At 41.3% G+C, this 22,526-nt stretch carries 17 protein-coding genes, 1 tRNA gene and 3 rRNA genes; 19 read left to right on the top strand and 2 right to left on the bottom strand.

Annotation, left to right across the window (positions count from 1 at the left end):
• Window positions 1–43 precede the first annotated feature (43 nt).
• From rsmD to J0J33_RS01775, 3 genes are read left to right on the top strand one after another with little or no spacing between them, the layout of a single operon-like run.
• A complete protein-coding gene (gene rsmD / locus J0J33_RS01785) occupies window positions 44–583 on the top strand; it encodes a 16S rRNA (guanine(966)-N(2))-methyltransferase RsmD (RefSeq protein WP_061414970.1) in 540 nt (179 codons plus the stop codon).
• On the top strand, window positions 573–1,070 hold the full coding sequence (coaD, locus tag J0J33_RS01780; protein WP_019291941.1) for a pantetheine-phosphate adenylyltransferase: 498 nt from the start codon (window positions 573–575) through the stop codon (window positions 1,068–1,070). The genes rsmD and coaD overlap by 11 nt, the downstream gene beginning before the upstream one ends.
• A complete protein-coding gene (locus J0J33_RS01775; protein WP_019293303.1) occupies window positions 1,060–2,103 on the top strand; it encodes a SepM family pheromone-processing serine protease in 1,044 nt (347 codons plus the stop codon). Before coaD ends, J0J33_RS01775 begins: the two co-directional genes overlap by 11 nt.
• Window positions 2,104–2,134: 31 nt before the next feature.
• Here the strand turns inward: J0J33_RS01775 and adhE are convergent, their stop codons facing one another.
• Window positions 2,135–4,828, bottom strand: coding sequence for a bifunctional acetaldehyde-CoA/alcohol dehydrogenase (gene adhE / locus J0J33_RS01770; RefSeq protein WP_019335773.1), 2,694 nt, complete (start codon window positions 4,826–4,828; stop codon window positions 2,135–2,137).
• A gap of 155 nt (window positions 4,829–4,983) precedes the next feature.
• Complete coding sequence (locus tag J0J33_RS01765) at window positions 4,984–6,024, bottom strand: lactonase family protein (protein WP_019291938.1); 1,041 nt, start codon at window positions 6,022–6,024, stop codon at window positions 4,984–4,986.
• A gap of 272 nt (window positions 6,025–6,296) precedes the next feature.
• Here J0J33_RS01765 and rpsB point away from each other — a divergent pair, with 272 nt between their 5' ends.
• From rpsB to rrf, 16 genes are all read left to right on the top strand, one after another.
• Entirely contained in the window at window positions 6,297–7,070 is a 774-nt protein-coding gene (gene rpsB / locus J0J33_RS01760; protein ID WP_003133158.1) for a 30S ribosomal protein S2, read from the top strand.
• A gap of 76 nt (window positions 7,071–7,146) precedes the next feature.
• Window positions 7,147–8,175 carry a translation elongation factor Ts gene (gene tsf / locus J0J33_RS01755; RefSeq protein ID WP_165717201.1) on the top strand — a complete coding sequence of 343 codons (1,029 nt, stop codon included), beginning with the start codon at window positions 7,147–7,149 and terminating at the stop codon, window positions 8,173–8,175.
• 214 nt (window positions 8,176–8,389) lie between these two features.
• The gene (ezrA, locus tag J0J33_RS01750; protein WP_017369501.1) at window positions 8,390–10,120 is read left to right on the top strand and encodes a septation ring formation regulator EzrA; all 1,731 of its coding nucleotides are present in this window, start codon (window positions 8,390–8,392) and stop codon (window positions 10,118–10,120) included.
• Between the two features lie 146 nt (window positions 10,121–10,266).
• A complete protein-coding gene (yqeH, locus tag J0J33_RS01745) occupies window positions 10,267–11,373 on the top strand; it encodes a ribosome biogenesis GTPase YqeH (RefSeq protein ID WP_173817240.1) in 1,107 nt (368 codons plus the stop codon).
• A gap of 2 nt (window positions 11,374–11,375) precedes the next feature.
• Window positions 11,376–12,611: a GTPase HflX gene (gene hflX, locus J0J33_RS01740; protein ID WP_173817226.1), complete on the top strand. Its 1,236-nt coding sequence runs from the start codon at window positions 11,376–11,378 to the stop codon at window positions 12,609–12,611.
• A 14-nt stretch (window positions 12,612–12,625) separates the two neighbouring features.
• On the top strand, window positions 12,626–12,934 hold the full coding sequence (gene yhbY, locus J0J33_RS01735) for a ribosome assembly RNA-binding protein YhbY (RefSeq protein ID WP_017369498.1): 309 nt from the start codon (window positions 12,626–12,628) through the stop codon (window positions 12,932–12,934).
• Between the two features lie 3 nt (window positions 12,935–12,937).
• Window positions 12,938–13,531 (top strand): nicotinate-nicotinamide nucleotide adenylyltransferase, encoded by a 594-nt coding sequence (locus tag J0J33_RS01730; protein WP_003133170.1) that lies wholly within the window; start codon window positions 12,938–12,940, stop codon window positions 13,529–13,531.
• On the top strand, window positions 13,524–14,117 hold the full coding sequence (gene yqeK, locus J0J33_RS01725) for a bis(5'-nucleosyl)-tetraphosphatase (symmetrical) YqeK (RefSeq protein WP_019335775.1): 594 nt from the start codon (window positions 13,524–13,526) through the stop codon (window positions 14,115–14,117). Before J0J33_RS01730 ends, yqeK begins: the two co-directional genes overlap by 8 nt.
• Before the next feature lie 26 nt (window positions 14,118–14,143).
• Window positions 14,144–14,503, top strand: a complete 360-nt coding sequence (rsfS, locus tag J0J33_RS01720; protein WP_003133173.1) for a ribosome silencing factor — start codon at window positions 14,144–14,146, stop codon at window positions 14,501–14,503.
• Window positions 14,504–15,235, top strand: coding sequence for a class I SAM-dependent methyltransferase (locus J0J33_RS01715; protein ID WP_019291521.1), 732 nt, complete (start codon window positions 14,504–14,506; stop codon window positions 15,233–15,235).
• Complete coding sequence (locus J0J33_RS01710) at window positions 15,223–16,308, top strand: nucleotidyltransferase (RefSeq protein WP_173817239.1); 1,086 nt, start codon at window positions 15,223–15,225, stop codon at window positions 16,306–16,308. Before J0J33_RS01715 ends, J0J33_RS01710 begins: the two co-directional genes overlap by 13 nt.
• Window positions 16,309–16,347: 39 nt before the next feature.
• Window positions 16,348–17,061 carry a YebC/PmpR family DNA-binding transcriptional regulator gene (locus tag J0J33_RS01705; RefSeq protein ID WP_017369493.1) on the top strand — a complete coding sequence of 238 codons (714 nt, stop codon included), beginning with the start codon at window positions 16,348–16,350 and terminating at the stop codon, window positions 17,059–17,061.
• Between the two features lie 347 nt (window positions 17,062–17,408).
• Window positions 17,409–18,957 (top strand): 16S ribosomal RNA (locus J0J33_RS01700).
• A gap of 110 nt (window positions 18,958–19,067) precedes the next feature.
• A tRNA-Ala gene (locus J0J33_RS01695) sits at window positions 19,068–19,140 on the top strand.
• Between the two features lie 166 nt (window positions 19,141–19,306).
• Window positions 19,307–22,206, top strand: a 23S ribosomal RNA gene (locus J0J33_RS01690).
• A gap of 198 nt (window positions 22,207–22,404) precedes the next feature.
• Window positions 22,405–22,520, top strand: a 5S ribosomal RNA gene (rrf, locus tag J0J33_RS01685).
• The 16S, 23S and 5S rRNA genes sit together here with 1 tRNA gene alongside, the layout of an rRNA operon.
• Window positions 22,521–22,526 lie beyond the last annotated feature (6 nt).

Here is a 22,526-nt window from a genome sequence, read left to right as displayed (position 1 = left end):
GATGCTTGTGGGCGAAGAAGACACAGTGTGCTATAATAGAACAATGAGAGTTGTAGCAGGAAATTATGGTGGTAGACCACTGAAAACATTGGCAGGAAAAACAACACGTCCAACGACAGACAAAGTTAAAGGAGCAATTTTTAATATGATTGGTCCATATTTTGAAGGTGGACGAGTTCTGGATTTATTCTCAGGTTCGGGTTCGCTTGCTATAGAAGCTGTATCACGTGGGATGGACAATGCTGTAATGGTTGAAAAAGACCGTTCAGCACAGCTGGTGATTGCAGAAAATATTAAGATGACCAAGGAAGAGAAAAAGTTTCAACTTCTTAAAATTCCAGCAGAACGTGCTTTGGCTAATCTTTCTGGACAGTTCAACTTAGTTTTATTAGACCCACCTTATGCGAAAGAAAGTATTGTTGCTAACCTAGAAGAAATGCAGAAAAAAAACTTGTTGGCAGATGATGCTGTCGTGGTTTGTGAGACGGATAAGGAGGTCACGCTTCCGGAAAATATCGGTCACTTGTCGTTAAGTAAAGAAAAAGTATATGGAATTTCAAAGGTAACCATCTATGAAAGATAAAATCGGTTTATTTACGGGCACTTTTGACCCGGTCACAAAAGGCCATCTTGATATCATTGAACGTGCCAGTAAGCTTTTTGATAAGCTTTATATCGGTATTTTTAAAAATGAAGCTAAAAATCCTTTGTTCAGTCTAGAAGAACGTGTAGCTCTAATCGAAACAGCCTTAGCAGATTTACAATTAACCAATGTGTCAGTCATTGCACATGCGAGTGATCTGACAGTAAATATTGCGGAGAAACTTGAGGTAACAGCGCTTGTTCGGTCCGTTCGCAATGCGGCTGATTTAGACTATGAGAAAAATATGATTTACTTTAACCGTGAAATGACAGGGATCGAAACCATCTTACTGACTGCAAAACCAGAACTCGAAAATATTAGTTCTACCCGAATGCGTGAACTTTATCATTTTGGTCAAGACCTAAGTCGATGGTTACCTGCAAATGTTATTGAAACATTGAATGAGAAAAAAGCACATGAAAAATGAAAAAATAAAAAAGCATAAAAAACTAAAGCTATTCTTTGCCATCGCGCTACCGCTTCTTATTGTAGTGGGTTTATTCTTCCCCTTACCTTACTATATCGAGCAGCCAGGAGGAACCATTCCAGTTAACCAAATGGTTGATGTTGCAGGGAAAAAAGACGAACATAAAGGCAACTTTTATTTAACGACAGTTGAAATGGTTCGCGCCAATGCAGCAAGTATGCTTTATTCCAAGTCGAACTCTTTTGCCACTGTTGTGAGTAGTGAAGAGATGACGGGTGGAATGACCAATCAGCAATTTGACTTGGTCAACCAGTTTTATATGCAGACAGCGCAAAACACGGCTATTTATCAGGCCTTTAAGTTGGCAGGGAAACCTTATGAGATGAAGTATCAAGGTGTTTATGTTTTGAGCATCACTGAGGATTCAACCTTTAAAAATGACTTACAACTTTCAGATACGATAACGGCAGTTAATGGACATACTTTCAAATCTTCAACTGAGATGATTGATTATGTATCGCAACAAAAAGTTGGGGATAGCGTTACCATCAAATATACACGTGTGGATGGCAGTAATCATGAAGCCACAGGTAAGTACATTAAGTTGAGTAATGGTAAAACAGGGATTGGTATTGGTTTAGTAGATCATACCCAGGTTGTGACAGACCCTAAAGTTAAAATCGATGCTGGAAGTATTGGCGGGCCAAGTGCTGGTATGATGTTTACCTTGGAAATATATAGCCAAATCACAGGCAAAGATTTACGTCAAGGACGCGAAATTGCAGGTACTGGAACGATCAATGAGGATGGCAGCATCGGGCAAATAGGTGGCGTTGATAAAAAAGTTGCTACAGCAAGTAATGCGGGCGCAAAAATTTTCCTTTGCCCAGATGAAACGGAAGAACAGACAAAGGCTTCTGGTACAACAAATAACTACACAGATGCGCTTGCGGCAGCTAAAAAGTTGAATACAGATATGAAAATTGTACCTGTAAAGACGATTCAAGATGCGCTAGATTATCTCGAAAAATAAAAAAAGCTGTAATTTACAGCTTTTTTTATGCTTAATATTGATCTTGTAAGAGTGTTTTAAGCTCTGAAATACTTGGCTGGCGTGGATTTCCAGGTGTGCATTGATCATCATAAACAAGGTTTGCAAGCTTATCGAGTTCACGCTCCAAGTGGTTTTTATCAACACCATTTCCTGATAGAGTGACATCGATATCGATGCTGTCCGTCAATTTTTTAATTTCCTTAATAAGTTTGTCTACGAGTTCCGCATCATCTTTACCTGTAAGACCAATATAACGCGCAATTTCAGCGTAATCTTCTTGGGCACGGTAAATCTCATAACGTGGGTATGGTGTACGTTTAACGTTTCCTGTTACAGCGTTAAATTTAATGACGTGAGGCATAGCGATAGCGATAGCTAAACCATGTGGTAATTCAAACTCACCACCCACTTTGTGGGCTAGGGAGTGATTAATACCGAGAAATGCATTGGCAAAGGCCATACCAGCTAAGGTTGCTGCATTGTGCATATTGGCGCGTGCGACTTGTCCTTCTTTAGAAGGCTTTGATGGGTCGTAGTGATATGAGGTTGTCAAATTATCAAAGATTAACTTAATGGCACGAAGTGATAATGGTTTAGTATAATCCGAAGCCATGACTGAAACATAGGATTCAAGCGCGTGACTGAGGGCATCAATACCTGACCAAGCCACAGTACGTTTTGGCACGGTCATAACAAATTCAGGGTCAACAATAGCTACTTGAGGTGTAAGTTGATAATCAGCTAAAGGATATTTAACATGGGTTTCATCATCGGTGATAACAGCAAAGGGCGTTACTTCAGAACCTGTACCAGAAGTGGTCGGAATACATACCAATTGCGTTTGATCTTGATGCGGGAATTTGACGATACGTTTACGAATATCGATGAATTTTTGCGCCAACTGCTCAAATAGAGCTTTTAGTGCAACGTCATCATTGAGGTCAACCTCTCCACGAACAGAGTATTCATAAATCAAGCGGCCAATTTTTGCTGCATCAAGTGGAGAACCACCGCCGAGTGCGATAACTGTGTCAGGTTTAAAATCAGCCATTTGTCGAGCAATTTCAATCGCTTGTGAAAGTGTTGGGTCAGGTTTTACAGAACCATATATTGAAGTTTGAACTTGTGTTTCACGAACGGCCAATTGCTCAAGCATGTGGTCGACAAAGCCAAATTGCAACATGCCGTGGTCTGTGACGACAAAAGCACGCTCGATATTAGGCATTTCTTGTAGGTAAGAAATAGAGTTGTTTTCGTAGTAAATTTCTTTTGGCAGACGAACCCATTGTGGGCGATTACGACGACGTGCCACTGTTTTGATATTCAATAGATCATATGTACTCAAATTGTGTGAGATTGAATTTTTCCCCCATGAACCAGTTCCTAAAGTCAGCGATGGACGCATTGCATCAGTATAGATATCACCAACGCCTCCAATAGAATCTGGTTGGTTAACTAAGATACGTGCAGCACCAATAGCATCAGCATATTCTTTCACAAAAGGATCGTCTTGTGCACCTATCTGGATAGCCGCATTATGCCCAGCGCCTTGATAAGCCAAAAGTTTTTGAACGATGGCGGTACCATTTTCGCGTGAGGTAGATTTGTAAATTGACAAAAGCGGGCTAAGCTTTTCAGAAGAGAGAGCTTCACCAATGTTTTTTTCTTCCAATTCAAAGAGAAGAACATCTTTTCCTTCAGGTACTTTTACGCCTGCTTGTTCAGCAATCCATGGGCCAGGACGGCCGGCAACTGGACCAGTTACTCCGAAGCCCTCACCCGCACGCTCAACAAAAACAAATTTTTCGATGGCTGAATAATCTTCCTTTGGAACATTGTAAGCACCGTGAGCTTGAAGTTTTTCGAGGAATTCATCGTAAATTTCTGCAGCAACTACAGCAGAGTTTTCGGTAGCGCAAATCATGCCGTTATCAAAACGTTTAGAAAGTAGCAGGTCTTCAACTGCACGATCCACATTTGCAGTAGCATCAACGAAGACGGCACCATTACCTGCTCCCACTCCTAGTGAAGGGTTGCCTGACTTGAGTGCTGCATTAACCATTCCGGGTCCACCTGTAGCTAGAATAGAAGCAATACCGTGGTTTTGGATAAGTGCAGTAGTGTTGTAAAGACTTGGATCTTCGACCCATTGGATAAAGTTCTCAGGTGCCCCAGCTTTTAGGGCAGCTTCGTAGACAATACGTGCGGCATGAGAGGAACAATTTTGGGCTTGAGGATGAAAGGCGAATACGATAGCATTTCGTGTTTTTGCTGTTAAAAGTGATTTGAAAATTGTTGTAGAAGTAGGGTTGGTTGTTGGTACAATTCCTGCAAGCACACCCAAAGGGGCTGCAATTTCTACTGAGCCAGCAACTTTGTTCTCGCTGATTACTCCTACTGTTTTATCATTTTTAATTGAATTATAAACAGATTCTGAAGCAAAGCGGTTTTTAGTATCCTTATCCTCAACGATTCCTCGCCCTGTTTCATTATGAGCCTCGTGCGCAAGTTCAAGGGAATGTTCGCTTGCCGCTAAGGCCATTGCTGCGACAATTTTATCTACTTGCACTTGTGTGTAGCCTTCAAATTGTAAAGCGGCTTGATGTGCTTTTTTGACAAGACCGTCTGTATATTGCTCTGCTTTTTCCGCAAGTACAGCTTTATCAGCGGTTGTTAGTTCTTTTTTGGTATTCTTGCTTGACATATTTAAATTTCTCCTTTGTGAAATTTATCACGTTATTATTTTAACAAACTTTGAAAGTGCTGTCAAATAATATTGTGTAAAACCACACAAACTTTTTTTGATAAAATACTATCTGCATTTTAATGATAAAAAAACCGCCTTAAGGGCGGTTTTCATTAGAGTGTTGGTAAAATACATGTGCCCTCTGGGCTATAAAAATCTTTTTGCTTAAGTGTGAGCATTCCTGTTTTCCTATTACGGCGGAAAAGACTAATATTATCGCTATCTTGATGTGCTACGATAATAAAATCTTCTGTACTGTTGAAATTGAAATCGCGGGGCGTTTCCCCTTCAGTTTTTACAATATCTTCTAAAGTTATCTTTGTCCCTAAGGGGCTAACACTGTAGATGGCGATAGAATTATGTCCACGATTTGAAGCATAAAGAAATGCACCATCGGAAGAAAGGCGGAGAGCAGATGCGCTCTTTGTGCCTTCAAAATCTACTGGAAGAGTACTGATTGTTTCCAGTGCAGCAAAGCGTCCTTTTTCTTCATTATAGCTGAGAACAGTTACAGTAGAAGAAAACTCACCAATAGCATAAGCAATCTTACCATTGGGATGGAAAGTAAGATGACGTACTCCAGTACCTGCAGGCATACGATATAGGCTTACAAGAGAGAGCTTGCCTTCTTCACCAACAACATCGTAAACTGTAATCTCATCTGTACCCAAATCACAAGTGACTAATCGTCCGTCAGGTGTAAGATCTGTGTAATGCACGTGAGGGCGTTCTTGGCCAGGGTGTACTTTTGATCCCTCGCCTTCATGTTTTACAGTGTCTGTTAAGGTAAGCGACCCATCTTTTTGAATTTTGTAGACACGGATTTCCCCTAAGTGATAATTGGCACCGTAAACAAAACCACGTTTATTATCAACGGCTACATAGCACAGAGGTGCGCCAACACTAGTAACATAGTTGAGAAGCTCTGTTTTACCTCTTTTATAGCTGAGAGCAGCAATACCGCCACCATTTTCATCTGCAGCACAAGTGTAAAGGTGCTGTTTTGTTTTGTCCAAAGCAAAATAAGTAGCATTTTGAACATGAGCAACTTCAGTTAGATTAGAAAGTTCTTCCTTTGCAATATCTAGGTCAAAACTATAAATCCCCTTTGATTCACGCTTAGTGTAACCGCCAACTAGAATTTTTTCACGCATATCTTGGCTCCTTTAACATTTAATATTCGTATAATTATTTTATCATAAATGAGCGTTTTCAGGAAACTAAATCTCTTGGAATTTGCGAAGACAGGACAGCCAACAAAATGACACAACAAGCTCTTGCAATAAGGGAGTGTTTAGTGTATAATAGTACTGTTGTCTATGGGCAATAATTTCACATTTTGACTTGACAGTGTCGTAGTGCACTTGTGTAGCGGCATTGGCTGACAGTTAAAAGAGGAAAAACTATTTTAAAAGGAGACATTAATATGTCAGTTATTTCAATGAAACAACTTCTTGAAGCTGGTGTTCACTTCGGTCACCAAACTCGTCGTTGGAACCCAAAAATGAAACCATACATCTTCACAGAACGTAATGGTATCCACGTTATCGACCTTCAAAAAACAGTTAAACTTGTTGACGATGCTTACAACTATGTACGTAACGCTTCATCTGAAGGTGCTGTAGTACTTTTTGTTGGTACTAAAAAACAAGCTTCAGAAGCTGTTAAAGAAGAAGCACTTCGTGCTGGTCAATACTATGTAAACCACCGTTGGCTTGGTGGTATGCTCACTAACTGGAATACTATCCAAAAACGTGTAGCACGCCTTAAATCAATCAACAAAATGGAAGAAGACGGAACTTTCGAAGTATTGCCTAAGAAAGAAGTTGTTCTTTTGAACAAAGAACGCGAACGTCTTGAAAAATTCATCGGTGGTATCGCTGACATGCCTCGCATCCCAGATGTGATGTACGTTGTTGACCCACACAATGAACAAATCGCTATCCAAGAAGCTCAAAAATTGGGAATCCCAGTTGTAGCAATGGTTGATACAAATGCTGACCCAGATCCAATCGACGTTATTATCCCAGCAAACGATGATGCTATCCGTGCAGTTAAATTGATCACTGCTAAAATGGCTGACGCTATCATCGAAGGTCGTCAAGGCGAAGATTCAGTAGAAGCTGAACTTGCGGTTAAAGATACTGCTGCTTCAGAAGAATCACTTGAAGAACTTGCTGAAATCGTTGAAGGCAAATAATTTGTAATGAATAATACAGGCGAGGCCCTACGCCTCCCTGTTTTTTTATAAAATATAATAATAGGAGAATTATACAATGGCAGTAACAGCAGCTCAAGTAAAAGAATTGCGTGAAAAAACTGGTGCAGGTATCATGGATGCTAAACGTGCACTTGTTGAAACTGATGGAAATATGGAAGCAGCCGCTGAGCTCCTTCGTGAAAAAGGTATTGCGAAAGCTGAGAAAAAAGCTGACCGTATCGCCGCTGAAGGTTTGACAGGTATCGCTGTAAATGGTAATACTGCAGCACTTATCGAATTGAACTCAGAAACAGACTTCGTTGCTAAAAATGAACAATTCGTTGCTATCGTTAAAGAAACAGCTGAACTTATTGCAGAGAAAAAACCTGCAACTAATGAAGAAGCTTTGGCTTTGACAACTGCAGAAGGTATCAGCCTTGAAGATTCTTACACACAAGCTACAGCGACAATTGGTGAAAAAATTTCATTCCGTCGTTTCCAACTTATCGAAAAAACAGATGAGCAAACCTTTGGTGTTTACCAACACAACCAAGGTCGTATCGGTGTAGTTACAGTTGTTGAAGGTGGAGATGCTGAGCTGGCTAAAGCAGTTGCAATGCATATCGCTGCGATGAACCCAACTGTTCTCTCTTACAAAGAGTTGGATGCTGAGTTTGTTCATGATGAGTTAGCTAAATTAAACCACACAATCGATGAAGATAACGAAAGCCGCAAATTGGTAAACAAACCAATGCTTCCACATCTTGCCTACGGATCACGTAGCCAATTGACTGAAGAAGTTCTTGCAAATGCTGAAGCAGAAATGAAAGAAGAACTTTTGGCTGAAGGTAAACCAGAAGCGATCTTGGGTAAAATCATCCCTGGTAAAGTTGCAAAATTCATCATTGATAACACTAAAGTCGACCAAGCCTACACACTTCTTGGACAACTTTATGTTATGGATGACAGCAAAACAGTAGAAGCTTTCCTTGAGTCTAAAGGTGCTAAAGTTGTAGCATTCACACGTTACGAAGTGGGTGAAGGTATCGAGAAAGCAGAAAATAACTTCGCGGCTGAAGTTGCTGAAGCAGCAGGTCTTGCTTAATTATAAAAAAACAGTTCATTAGAGCTGTTTTTTTTATGACTATTTGTGTGAAGCGCTTCTTTTTCATGGTTTTAAACTTATAGTGTGTGTAATCTAAAAAATGTAGAAAAGTGATGTAAAATCAAATATAATGTGCTATAATAAAGAGTGAAACTTTGTATTTAAAAATAAGTTTAAATAAAAAGATAAAATTACCTAAAGTTTTGGAGAGAAGATGTCAAGTACAATAATTATTCTTTTGGGCGTTCTCATAGTGATTGTCGTTGGATTCTATGTATTTTCAATGGTAATGCGTAAGAAAACAGAAAATCGTATTCTTGAGTTGGAAGAGCGCAAAGAGCTGCTTTTTGATTTACCTGTGCAAGAAGAATTAGATGCCGTCAAGAAGATGCATCTCGTTGGACAGTCACAGACCATTTTCCGTGAGTGGAACCAAAAATGGATTGATTTGTCATCAGATTCATTTGCTGATTTAGAAAACCATATTTTTGAAGCTGAGCAATTGAATGACTCCTTCCATTTTTTCCGTGCACGTGAGTCTGCTGATGATAGCGAAGCACAAATCGAAGTTATGGAATCTGAAGTCGAAGCGATTCGTGCAGGTGTTGCAGAGTTGGTCGAACAAGAAAAACGTAATTCGACAAAAATTCAAGAATCTCTTGACCTTTATGAAACACTCCGCGATGAAATTACTGATAACCAAGAAAAATATGGTACAGTTATTGACGAAATTAACCGTCACTTAGCAAACATAGAAACAGAATTTTCACAGTTTGTTACGCTTAACTCAACAGGGGATCCGATTGAAGCAGCCGAAGTGTTAGAAACTGCGGAAGAACATACGATTGCTCTGCGTGCAATTACAGAGCAAATCCCAGACTTGCTTGTTGTTGTCGATAAAGAGTTGCCAAAACAAATTGAAGAGTTAGAAGAAACAGTTCATAAGTTCGAAGAGGAAGATTACGTACTTCCTGCAAGTGTTAACCTTGAGAATGAAATGAAAGCTATCCAAGATGATTTGGAAGAAGCTAAAGCCCTTCTTGACAGTTTTGAACTTGAAGCAACGGAAGCCCGTATTTCTTCAATTAATGACCGTATTAACGGTATTTATGACATTTTTGAGCGTGAATATAAAGCACGTCGTAGCGTAGAAAAACGCGTCAATATTCTCCGAAGCTATATCGAACACACACGTGCAAACAACAAAAATCTCTTGTTAGAAATCGACCACACGATGCAGTCATATTTGCTGTCTGACAATGAAAAAGCAGCAGTACGTAGCTACTCTGAACATCTTGATATCCTCGAAGGGGAAGTTGATAGTGTGCTTGAAGCAGTTAAAGAAAAACAAAAACCTTACTCTGCTTTAGGTGGAAATGTAAATTCAATCATTGAAGCTTTGGAAGATATCGAAAAGAATCAAATTAGTATTAGTGAAGGACTTGCTAACTTACGTGAGCAAGAAAAAGTTGCACAAGAAGCTGCTGATCGCTTTGACTCAGAATTACGCATTATCAAGCGTTATGTGGAAAAACGTAACCTTCCAGGTTTACCGAAAGATTATTTAGATCTCTTCTTTGCGACAAGTGAGCGCTTAGAAGCCCTCTTTAAAGAATTAGGTAAAGTACGTATTAATATTGATGTAGTGAACCATCAACTTGACACATCTACTCAAGATATGGAAGCCTTGAAAGATGCAACAGATGATTTAGTAGATCATGCCGTTCTTGCAGAACAGTTGATGCAATATGCTAATCGTTATAAAGCAAGTGATGAACGTATTGCTGGAGCCATTGCTCGAAGCTTACAACTCTTTGATCGTGCGCGCAACTATGATGGAGCTTTTAACGAAATTTCAAACGCTCTAGAAATGGTTGAACCAGGAGCAGCAGAACGTATTGCAAATGTATACAATAATCACAAAGAAAAACCAGATTATCGTTAATAAAAAGACGTAAGGAAACTTACGTCTTTTTATTTTATATCATTTTAAAATGTCCTTTCCTAACAAGCTCAAGTCTCGAATAAAAGGACAAATGGTTATTGTATGAAATATGTTATAATAGGCCTATGAATGAAACTGAAAATATTATGGAAGAATTGCATTGCATTGGCTGCGGTGCATTGATTCAAACAAAAGATAAAAATGCCTTGGGTTTCCTGCCTGCAGGAGCGCTAGCGAAAAGAGGAGAAGATGACGCACTGTACTGTCAACGTTGCTTCCGCCTTCGTCACTATAATGAAATCGCTGATGTCAGCTTGACAGACGATGATTTTTTGCGCCTTTTGAGCGAAATCGGTGAGCATGATGCGTTAATCGTGAATGTTGTTGACATCTTTGATTTTAATGGCTCCTTAATCCCAAGCTTGCATCGTTTTACGGGCAATAATGACCTTCTCTTAGTAGCCAATAAGAAAGACATTCTGCCGCACTCATTAAAAGTTGGTAAAATGAGCGCTTGGCTCAAGGAGCAAGCAAAGAAAGCTGGTCTCCGTCCTCTTGATGTTCTTGTAACTTCAGTTAAAAATCAAGATGATGTTCGAGAACTCATGGAAAAAATTGAGAAAATGCGTAAAGGTCGTGATGTTTACGTAGTTGGTGTAACGAATGTAGGTAAATCTACATTAATTAATGCCATTATCAAACTTGTCACAGGGGATGACAATGTCATTACCACTAGCCGTTTTCCAGGGACGACTTTAGATAAGATTGAGATTCCTCTTGATGATGATAGCTTGCTTATTGATACACCGGGGATTATTCATCGTGGACAAATGGCGCACTATCTTGAAGCAAAAGACCTGAAACTCGTTTCACCTAAAAAAGAAATCAAGCCTAAAACTTATCAACTTAATGCAGGGCAAACTCTATTTTTAGGGGGGCTTGCACGTTTTGACTATATACAAGGTGAAAAACAAGGGCTTACTGTTTTTTGTGATAATGAGTTAGATATTCATCGTACAAAATTAGAAGGAGCTACTGAATTTTATGAAAAACATGTGGGTGGTTTACTTCAACCGCCACGTGCGAAAAATCTTTCGGACTTTCCAAAACTCATCCGTAAAGAATTTTCTATCAAAGAAAAATCAGATATTGTCTTCTCTGGTCTAGGATGGATTCGGGTTGCGGAACGTGGCGTTGTGGCAGCATGGGTACCAGAAGGTGTAGACGTAGTTCTGCGTAAGGCATTGGTATAAGTATGATAAATCTAGAAGAAAAACAAGAACGTGTCTTACTCGTTGGCGTAGAGACCTTTGAAAATAGCGAAAATTTTGAAAGCTCGATGCTTGAACTAGCTGAACTCACAAAAACAGCAGGGGGGATTGTGATTGATGCCTTTACACAAAAGCGGGACAAATACGATACTAAATTTCTGATTGGAACCGGCAAGCTTGAACAAATGAGGTGGGCAATTGAAGTCGGAGAAATAGACACGGTCATTTTCAATGACCGTCTGACACCTCGCCAAAATATTAATCTGGAAGAAGCTTTAGGAATCAAAGTTATTGATCGGATGCAATTGATATTGGATATTTTTGCATTGCGGGCGCGGTCTCATGAAGGGATGCTTCAAGTCGAACAAGCTCAGCTTAGCTATTTGTTACCACGCTTGGTCGGCCAAGGTATCATGCTCAGTCGTCAAGGAGGAGGTATCGGCTCCAAAGGTCCTGGTGAAAGCAAACTTGAAACAGACCGTCGTTATATTCGAACACGTATTGAAAATATAGATAAACAGCTCCAAAAAGTTGAAAAAACCCGTGAAACGATTCGGAAAAAGCGTAAAGAAAGCTCTATCTTTAAGATCGGATTGATTGGCTATACGAATGCCGGGAAGTCAAGCATAATGAATGCTTTGACTGAAAAAACGCAATATGAAAAAGATGAACTTTTTGCTACACTAGATGCAACAACCAAGTTGGTAAAAATAAAAGAGGATTTTACAGTCAGTCTTACAGATACAGTTGGTTTTATTCAAGATTTGCCAACGGAGCTGATTAAAGCATTCAAGTCGACTTTAGAAGAGTCGACTCATGTGGACTTACTCATCCATGTCATTGACGCGAGTAATCCCCATCATGAAGTTCATGAAAAAACAGTCCAAAAATTGATGGAAGAAATGGATATTCAAGGTATTCCTGTGTTAAATGTCTATAATAAGATGGATATTGCTAAGGATTTTGTACCTACTTTGACACCAGCAGTACAGCTTTCGATTAAGTCAGACGAAGGTGTCCAGTGGTTGCGTACGGCAATTTTAGAAAAATTGCATGAGCTCTTTGTTGCTTTTGAGTTAGATTTGCCTTATGCAATGGCTTATAAACTACCTGAACTGAAAAAAATAGCCATGGTCAACGAAGTTGTTGAAGGTGAAACAGCTTATAAAGTTAAAGGGATCATTGCTCCCAGCATGACCTGGAAGCTGGATAATTATTAGAAAAGAGAATTAAAATGGAATTAACTGGAAAACAAAAGCGTTACCTGCGAAGCCTCGCAGTAAATATTCGCCCCATAGTTCAAATCGGAAAATCTGGACTGTCGAACGAAATTCTTACAAGTATTCGCCACGCTGCAGATGCGCGTGAATTAATTAAAGTTAACATCTTACAAAACTCTGATGAAACTGCCAAAGATGTTGCAGCGATGATTGATGAAATGGGGCTCAACGTTGTCCAAATTATCGGACGTAATGTAGTAGTCTTTAAGGTTAGTGATCGTAAAGAAAATCGTAAAATTTCAGAAGATGTAAAAAAGGTATAAGTTATGTCGCTTGAACTTCTAACACCTTTTACTAAGGTGGATCTACAAGAGGAAAATGCTCGTGTTCGCCGTGCCATCGGTCTTTTTTGGGGAAGTTTCAATCCTGTACACATCGCACATTTAACAATCGCTGATCAAGTGCGTCAGCAGCTGAATTTAGAACAAGTTGTGTTTCTTCCGGAACATAATACCGATGGGCATGTTACCCGCATGTTAGAGCTAGCACTGGAAGGAAAAGAAGGTCTTGTATTGAACAAATGCCGCTGCCAAGCAGATGAAGGCATATATGAAACAGTAAAGGCCCTCAAGGAAGAACATCCCGATACAGATTTTTACTTTATCATTGGGGGAGATTTAATCAATAGTTTACCAAGTTGGAAAAATATTGAGCAACTTTTAGAATTAGTACAGCTGGTTGGCGTACGTCGACCACGCTTCCGCGCGGGGACAAGTTATCCTATTTTGTGGGTGGATGTACCGGGAATGGATATCTCTGGTAATATGATACGTGAACAATTTAGCCGAGGGCTTGTTCCAAATTTCTTGTTAGCACCCAAAGTACTTGCTTATATTAAGAAAGAGGGACTTTATGTTTGATTTTTATCCAGAAGTAAACTTGTCAAGAGAAGAACTACTTGCGAAGATAAAAGCTCAAATGTCTGAAAAACGTTTCCAACATATCCTAGGAGTAGAGAAAGCAGCAGTTGCACTTGCTGAAAAATATGATGTAAATGTGCATAAAGCAAGTCTTGCTGCTCTGTTGCATGATTACGCAAAAGAAACAGCAGATGACATCTTTTTAGAACTGATTGAAAAGTATAACTTGAATCCTGATTTGAAAAATTGGGGCAATAACATATGGCATGGTACAGTGGGCATCTATAAAATGCAAGAAGATTTAGGTTTGAAAGATCCCGAAATTCTACATGCAATCGAGGTGCACACTGTAGGGGATGCAGCGATGTCTGACTTAGCAAAAGTACTTTATGTGGCGGACTATATTGAAGAGGGACGTGATTTCCCGGGTGTTATTGAAGCGCGAGCTATCGCGGATTACTCTCTGAATATGGCAGTTGCCTTTGAGACAATGCGACTTATTGATTATCTGGCTGAACTTCGTGTAAAAATTTACCCCCAAAGTATCGAAACATATAACGCATTTATCAAATATCTTAAAAAATAATAATAAAAATAGAAAATAGGAATAAAATGAATTCAAAACAATTACTCGAAACAGTTGTAAAAGCAGCCGATGATAAAAAAGCTTTAGATATTGTAGCACTTGATGTCGCTGCTGTGTCAGGCGTTGCAGATTATTTCGTTGTCCTTGAAGCAATGAATACACGTCAGATTGATGCGATTGTTGATAATGTCGCTGAAGAAGCAGATAAGCTTGGTGTTCAAGCAGCAGGTCATATTGAAGGAGATGCGCGTACAGGATGGGTTTTAGTTGACTTAGGTGACGTGATTGTCAATGTTTTTGACCATGATTCACGCTTGCGTTTTAACTTAGAGAAACTATGGTCAGATGCACCACTTGTTGATATTAATGAATGGATTTCTGAATAAATGACGGCTTCTTATGAGGAATTTGCCCGGGTCTATGATTCCGTAATGGATGAGGAGCTCTATGACTTGTGGTTTGAGTTTAGTCAAAGACATTTTCCAGCAAAAACGCAAAATATCATGGAATTGGCATGTGGTACAGGGATTCTCTCGATAAGATTTAGTCAAGCAGGCTATGAAGTAACCGGTGTTGATTTGTCAGAGGAAATGCTGACCATTGCAGATAAACGTGCACGTCAGATGGGGGCAAAAATTACTTTTGCTGCCGGAGATATGCGTGAATTATCAGGAGAAACCACATTTGATGTTGTGACTTGCTATTCGGATTCGCTTTGTTACATGTCGAATGCTTCTGAAGTTCAACGCGTTTTTGATGGTGTTTATAATTCTTTAAATGCGGAAGGTGTGTTTATCTTTGATGTCCATTCGACATATCAAGTGGATTCGGTCTTTCCAGGTTACTCTTATCACGAAAACGATGAAGATTTTGCTTTTCTCTGGGATTCTTTTGTAGGGGATTACCCTCATTCAGTCGTCCATGAATTGACTTTCTTTGTTAAAGATTCCGATGGAAAATTTGTGCGTAAAGATGAAGTACATCAAGAGAGAACGTACCCAATAAAGGAATATTTGACAAGACTTCAAAAATTTTCTAAAGTAGAAGTATATGCTGATTTTGAAGATGAAAAACCTGAAGAAGAAAGCTTACGTTGGTTCTTTGTATGCAAAAAATAATAGGAATTGTTGCTGAGTTCAACCCTTTTCACAATGGACATAAATATTTATTAGATCAGGCAGGCGATGGTATAAAAATCGTTGCCATGTCTGGTAATTTTATGCAAAGGGGTGAACCGGCTCTTTTTGATAAATGGACAAGAGCTGAAATGGCTCTAAAAAATGGTGCAGATATCGTGGTTGAGCTTCCTGTCATGGGAGCTGTCCAAGCTGCTGATTTTTTTGCACAGGCAGCAGTGGATATTCTTGATAAAATGGGGATTGGTGAACTTGTTTTTGGTTCGGAGTCTACCCTTGATTATCAAAAAATCGTGAATCTTTATGAAGAGAAGTCAACCGAAATGGAGAACTTCATTAAAGATTTACCTGATACATTGAGTTATCCCGAAAAAACTCAGATGATGTGGCAGAAATTCTCAGGCTTACATTTTGATGGAAATACACCCAACCATGTCCTGGCTCTTGCTTATGCCAAAGCCAGTGCGTGCAAAGATATAAGACTACAAGCCATTCAGCGTAGTAACGATTTTCATTCTCGTAGTTTATCTGGTGAAATTGCTTCAGCAACAGCTATTAGAGCAAATATCGACCAACAAGATATTTTGAATTTTGTGCCGGAAAATTTAAAACAACTCTATCAGCACCCCAGAGTTTCTTGGGATAATTATTTCACTTTGCTTAAGTATAAGATAATCTCCCATGATTTGAGCCTTATTTTTCAAATGAATACAGAGTTGGAAAGTCGGATAAAAACAGCCATTAAGCAAGTGAATACTGTCGATGAATTGATAGAGGCAGTGCATACAAAACGATATACTAGAGCACGTGTAAGACGGCTTTTGACCTATGTTTTATTGGATATTCCACGTGATTTTCAGTTGCCTCAAAACATTCATGTTTTAGGTTTTACAAAGCAAGGACAACAACATCTGGCTAAAGTGAAGGATAAGCTTGTGACTCGCATTGGAAAAGAATCATGGGACTTACTTACGCAAAAATCAGATGATATTTATCAATTAGGAAATCGTAATTTTAAAGAACAGAACCATGGGCGCAAACCATTGATTTTGTGATATAATATTTAAGAATAAATTGAAAATAGGAGGTGTCCCATGGGACGCAAATGGGCCAATATTGCCGCAAAAAAATCAGCTAAAGACGGAGCAACATCAAAAGTTTATGCAAAATTTGGTGTTGAAATATATGTAGCCGCAAAGCAAGGGGAGCCAGATCCAGAGTCAAATACAGCGCTCAAGTTTGTTATTGAACGTGCGAAACAAGCACAAGTTCCAAAGCATGTTATTGATAAAGCGATTGACAAAGCTAAAGGTGGAGCAGAAGAAGCTTTCGTTTCTGGACGATATGAAGGATTCGGACCGAATGGATCAATGATTATCTGTGAAACGTTAACTTCAAATGTAAACCGTACAATTTCTAATATCCGCACAATTTTCCATAAAAATGGTGGGAATATTGGTGCGGAAGGTTCTGTAGGCTACATGTTCGATAATACAGGTGTGATCGTCTTTGCTGGTGATGATGCTGACGAGATTTTTGAATATTTGATTGAACAAGAAATTGACGTCCGTGATGTTTCTGCGGAAGAAGGACAAATTATTGTTTATACAGAACCTACAGATTTACACAAAGCAATTGCTGCTCTCAAAGAAAAAGGTATTACTGAATTTACAACAACTGAACTTGAGATGATTGCACAGAGCGAAGTTGAACTTTCTGGTGAAGATTTAGAAACCTTCGAAGGTTTGGTAGATGCTTTAGAAGACGACGACGATGTTCAAAAAGTTTATCATAATGTAGATATGTAAATAAAAAAATGGCCAAGTGGCCATTTTTTATTTACATATCGGTGTTCTCATCTTAATTAACTGGAAATTACAAAAAAAATAAATGGCCGTAAAGCCCAGTAAATGGGGGATAAACCGAACAAAGGTAAAATTTTTTAAAAAAAGCACAGTTTATTCTTGACAGAACAAATTGAGTTTGATAGAATATAATAGTTGTCGCGAGAGAGCGTATCTCTTACGAGAGCGATAGACCTTTGAAAACTGAATAAAGTAGAATGACTATATGCGAGAAGTTAACTTCTTGTATACCAACTGTCAATTCAATAATGAAAGACAAAACAACAGCCAGTTCATTTGATGAACTAAATTTAAATGAGAGTTTGATCCTGGCTCAGGACGAACGCTGGCGGCGTGCCTAATACATGCAAGTCGAGCGATGATTAAAGATAGCTTGCTATTTTTATGAAGAGCGGCGAACGGGTGAGTAACGCGTGGGAAATCTGCCGAGTAGCGGGGGACAACGTTTGGAAACGAACGCTAATACCGCATAACAATGAGAATCGCATGATTCTTATTTGAAAGAAGCAATTGCTTCACTACTTGATGATCCCGCGTTGTATTAGCTAGTTGGTAGTGTAAAGGACTACCAAGGCGATGATACATAGCCGACCTGAGAGGGTGATCGGCCACACTGGGACTGAGACACGGCCCAGACTCCTACGGGAGGCAGCAGTAGGGAATCTTCGGCAATGGGGGCAACCCTGACCGAGCAACGCCGCGTGAGTGAAGAAGGTTTTCGGATCGTAAAACTCTGTTGTTAGAGAAGAACGTTAAGTAGAGTGGAAAATTACTTAAGTGACGGTATCTAACCAGAAAGGGACGGCTAACTACGTGCCAGCAGCCGCGGTAATACGTAGGTCCCAAGCGTTGTCCGGATTTATTGGGCGTAAAGCGAGCGCAGGTGGTTTCTTAAGTCTGATGTAAAAGGCAGTGGCTCAACCATTGTGTGCATTGGAAACTGGGAGACTTGAGTGCAGGAGAGGAGAGTGGAATTCCATGTGTAGCGGTGAAATGCGTAGATATATGGAGGAACACCGGAGGCGAAAGCGGCTCTCTGGCCTGTAACTGACACTGAGGCTCGAAAGCGTGGGGAGCAAACAGGATTAGATACCCTGGTAGTCCACGCCGTAAACGATGAGTGCTAGCTGTAGGGAGCTATAAGTTCTCTGTAGCGCAGCTAACGCATTAAGCACTCCGCCTGGGGAGTACGACCGCAAGGTTGAAACTCAAAGGAATTGACGGGGGCCCGCACAAGCGGTGGAGCATGTGGTTTAATTCGAAGCAACGCGAAGAACCTTACCAGGTCTTGACATACTCGTGCTATCCTTAGAGATAAGGAGTTCCTTCGGGACACGGGATACAGGTGGTGCATGGTTGTCGTCAGCTCGTGTCGTGAGATGTTGGGTTAAGTCCCGCAACGAGCGCAACCCTTATTACTAGTTGCCATCATTAAGTTGGGCACTCTAGTGAGACTGCCGGTGATAAACCGGAGGAAGGTGGGGATGACGTCAAATCATCATGCCCCTTATGACCTGGGCTACACACGTGCTACAATGGATGGTACAACGAGTCGCCAACCCGCGAGGGTGCGCTAATCTCTTAAAACCATTCTCAGTTCGGATTGCAGGCTGCAACTCGCCTGCATGAAGTCGGAATCGCTAGTAATCGCGGATCAGCACGCCGCGGTGAATACGTTCCCGGGCCTTGTACACACCGCCCGTCACACCACGGAAGTTGGGAGTACCCAAAGTAGGTTGCCTAACCGCAAGGAGGGCGCTTCCTAAGGTAAGACCGATGACTGGGGTGAAGTCGTAACAAGGTAGCCGTATCGGAAGGTGCGGCTGGATCACCTCCTTTCTAAGGAATATAAAAAAAGATGTTGTTCTACTTTATTCAGTTTTGAGGGGTCTATAAAGACCAAACAAGCAGTCTTTTGATGCAAGATAGAGAAGATTGCGTTGAGAGAAGGGGCCTTAGCTCAGCTGGGAGAGCGCCTGCTTTGCACGCAGGAGGTCAGCGGTTCGATCCCGCTAGGCTCCATAAGATACGAAAGTGTCTTGTCAACGAAGACGTTAAAATAGGAATTGATCATTGAAAACTAAATAACAATATCTTATAACGATAAATAAACCGAGAAATGGTAAAACATTTCTGTAAAGCTGCGAATTATTTTAAATAGTTCGAAAAAACTTATACTTGTTTTAATGGCAAAGTTAATAAGGGCGCACGGTGGATGCCTTGGCATTAAGAGCCGAAGAAGGACGTGACTAACGACGATATTCTAGGGGGAGCAGTAAGTACGCATTGATCCCTAGGTCTCCGAATGGGGAAACCCACTATGTTATGCATAGTATCCGTAAGTGAATACATAGCTTACGAGAAGGTAACGCAGAGAACTGAAACATCTAAGTACCTGCAGGAAGAGAAAGTAAAAACGATTTCCTAAGTAGCGGCGAGCGAACGGGAAACAGGCCAAACCAAGAAGCTTGCTTCTTGGGGTTGTAGGACTGCAACGTGGACTTAAAGTCTATAGAAGAATTACCTGGGAAGGTAAGCCAAAGAGAGTAATAGCCTCGTATTTTAAATAGACTTTATACCTAGCAGTATCCTGAGTAGGGCTGGACACGCGAAATCCAGTTTGAATCCGGGAGGACCATCTCCCAAGCCTAAATACTCCTTAATGACCGATAGTGAACCAGTACCGTGAGGGAAAGGTGAAAAGAACCCCGGGAGGGGAGTGAAATAGCACCTGAAACCGTGTGCCTACAAGAAGTTCGAGCCCGTCAATGGGTGAGAGCGTGCCTTTTGTAGAATGAACCGGCGAGTTACGTTATGATGCGAGGTTAAGCTGAAGAGGCGGAGCCGTAGCGAAAGCGAGTCTGAATAGGGCGCTTTAGTATCATGATGTAGACCCGAAACCTAGTGACCTATCCATGAGCAGGTTGAAGGTGCGGTAAGACGCACTGGAGGACCGAACCAGGACACGTTGAAAAGTGTTTGGATGACTTGTGGATAGCGGAGAAATTCCAAACGAACTGGGAGATAGCTGGTTCTCTCCGAAATAGCTTTAGGGCTAGCGTCGCAATTTAAGTGTATTGGAGGTAGAGCACTGTTTGGATGAGGGGCCCATCTCGGGTTACCAATTTCAGATAAACTCCGAATGCTAATACACATGTGCGGCAGTCAGACTGCGAGTGCTAAGATCCGTAGTCGAAAGGGAAACAGCCCAGACCACCAGCTAAGGTCCCAAAATATATGTTAAGTGGAAAAGGATGTGGGGTTGCACAGACAACTAGGATGTTAGCTCAGAAGCAGCTATCATTCAAAGAGTGCGTAATAGCTCACTAGTCGAGTGACCCTGCGCCGAAAATGTACCGGGGCTAAACATATTACCGAAGCTGTGGATTTAATATTAATTAAATGGTAGGAGAGCGTTGTAATCAGCGATGAAGGTATACCGTGAGGGGTGCTGGAGCGATTACAAGTGAGAATGCCGGTATGAGTAGCGCAAGATAAGTGAGAATCTTATCCACCGTAAGACTAAGGTTTCCAGGGGAAGGCTCGTCCGCCCTGGGTTAGTCGGGACCTAAGGCGAGGCCGAAAGGCGTAGTCGATGGACAACAGGTTGATATTCCTGTACTAGTATTGTTAGTGATGGAGGGACGCAGTAGGCTAAAGGGAGCCAGTTAATGGATTCTGGTCTAAGCAGTGAGGTGTGGAATGTGTCAAATGCATTTTCCTTTAACATTGAGCTGTGATGGGGAAGCAACTACGGTTGCGAAGCCCTTGATGTCACACTGCCAAGAAAATCTTCTAGCGTTTAATTCAATACTACCCGTACCGCAAACCGACACAGGTAGTCGAGGCGAGTAGCCTCAGGTGATCGAGAGAACTCTCGTTAAGGAACTCGGCAAAATGACCCCGTAACTTCGGGAGAAGGGGTGCTGTAGAAATACAGCCGCAGTGAAAAGATCCAAGCAACTGTTTATCAAAAACACAGCTCTCTGCTAAACCGCAAGGTGATGTATAGGGGGTGACGCCTGCCCGGTGCTGGAAGGTTAAGAGGAGGGGTTAGCTTAGGCGAAGCTCTGAATTGAAGCCCCAGTAAACGGCGGCCGTAACTATAACGGTCCTAAGGTAGCGAAATTCCTTGTCGGGTAAGTTCCGACCCGCACGAAAGGCGTAATGATTTGGATACTGTCTCAACGAGAGACTCGGTGAAATTTTAGTACCTGTGAAGATGCAGGTTACCCGCGACAGGACGGAAAGACCCCATGGAGCTTTACTGCAGATTGATATTGAGTACCTGTGAAGCATGTACAGGATAGGTAGGAGACTTTGACCTTGGGACGCTAGTTTCAAGTGAGTCGCTGTTGGGATACTACCCTTGCTTCATGGTTGCTCTAACCCACACGCATAATCGGCGTGGGAGACAGTGTCTGTCGGGCAGTTTGACTGGGGCGGTCGCCTCCTAAAGAGTAACGGAGGCGCCCAAAGGTTCCCTCAACATGGTTGGAAATCATGTGTAGAGTGTAAAGGTATAAGGGAGCTTGACTGCGAGAGCTACAACTCGAGCAGGTAGGAAACTAGGGCTTAGTGATCCGGTGGTACCGCATGGAAGGGCCATCGCTCAACGGATAAAAGCTACCCTGGGGATAACAGGCTTATCTCCCCCAAGAGTTCACATCGACGGGGAGGTTTGGCACCTCGATGTCGGCTCGTCGCATCCTGGGGCTGTAGTCGGTCCCAAGGGTTGGGCTGTTCGCCCATTAAAGCGGCACGCGAGCTGGGTTCAGAACGTCGTGAGACAGTTCGGTCCCTATCCGTCGCGGGCGTAGGAAATTTGAGAGGATCTGCCCTTAGTACGAGAGGACCGGGGTGGACTTACCGCTGGTGTACCAGTTGTTCCGCCAGGAGCACCGCTGGGTAGCTATGTAGGGAAGGGATAAGCGCTGAAAGCATCTAAGTGCGAAGCCCACCTCAAGATGAGATTTCCCATTCTTTATGAATTAAGAGCCCTGAGAGATGATCAGGTTGATAGGCTGGAAGTGGAAGTCCTGCGAGGGATGGAGCGGACCAGTACTAATAGCTCGAGGACTTTACCAAGTAATAGAACATATGAGTTCAGCTTTACTTATTTATCAAGAGATTGTTATTTAGTTTTGAGTGTTCAATACATTCAACTTTAGGCTTTTAGAGCCTGACCTTATGAAAATAGATAAGTTGAGAACCTGCGTGTGACGCAGAACCACAACTTCCTAATTTTCTACAGGTCAAAACGTCTCTAAAAGCACTAGACCATGATTTGGTATTCATTGCATAGGAGATACACCTGTTCCCATGTCGAACACAGAAGTTAAGTCCTATTACGCCGGAAGTAGTTGGGGGTTGCCCCCTGCGAGATAGGGTAAATGCCAAGTGAAGTA

Origin of the sequence: Lactococcus sp. LG1267 (assembly GCF_017309545.1) — a bacterium.
GTDB classification, from domain to species: domain Bacteria; phylum Bacillota; class Bacilli; order Lactobacillales; family Streptococcaceae; genus Lactococcus; species Lactococcus petauri.
This window is presented reverse-complemented; position numbering and strand designations above follow the sequence as displayed.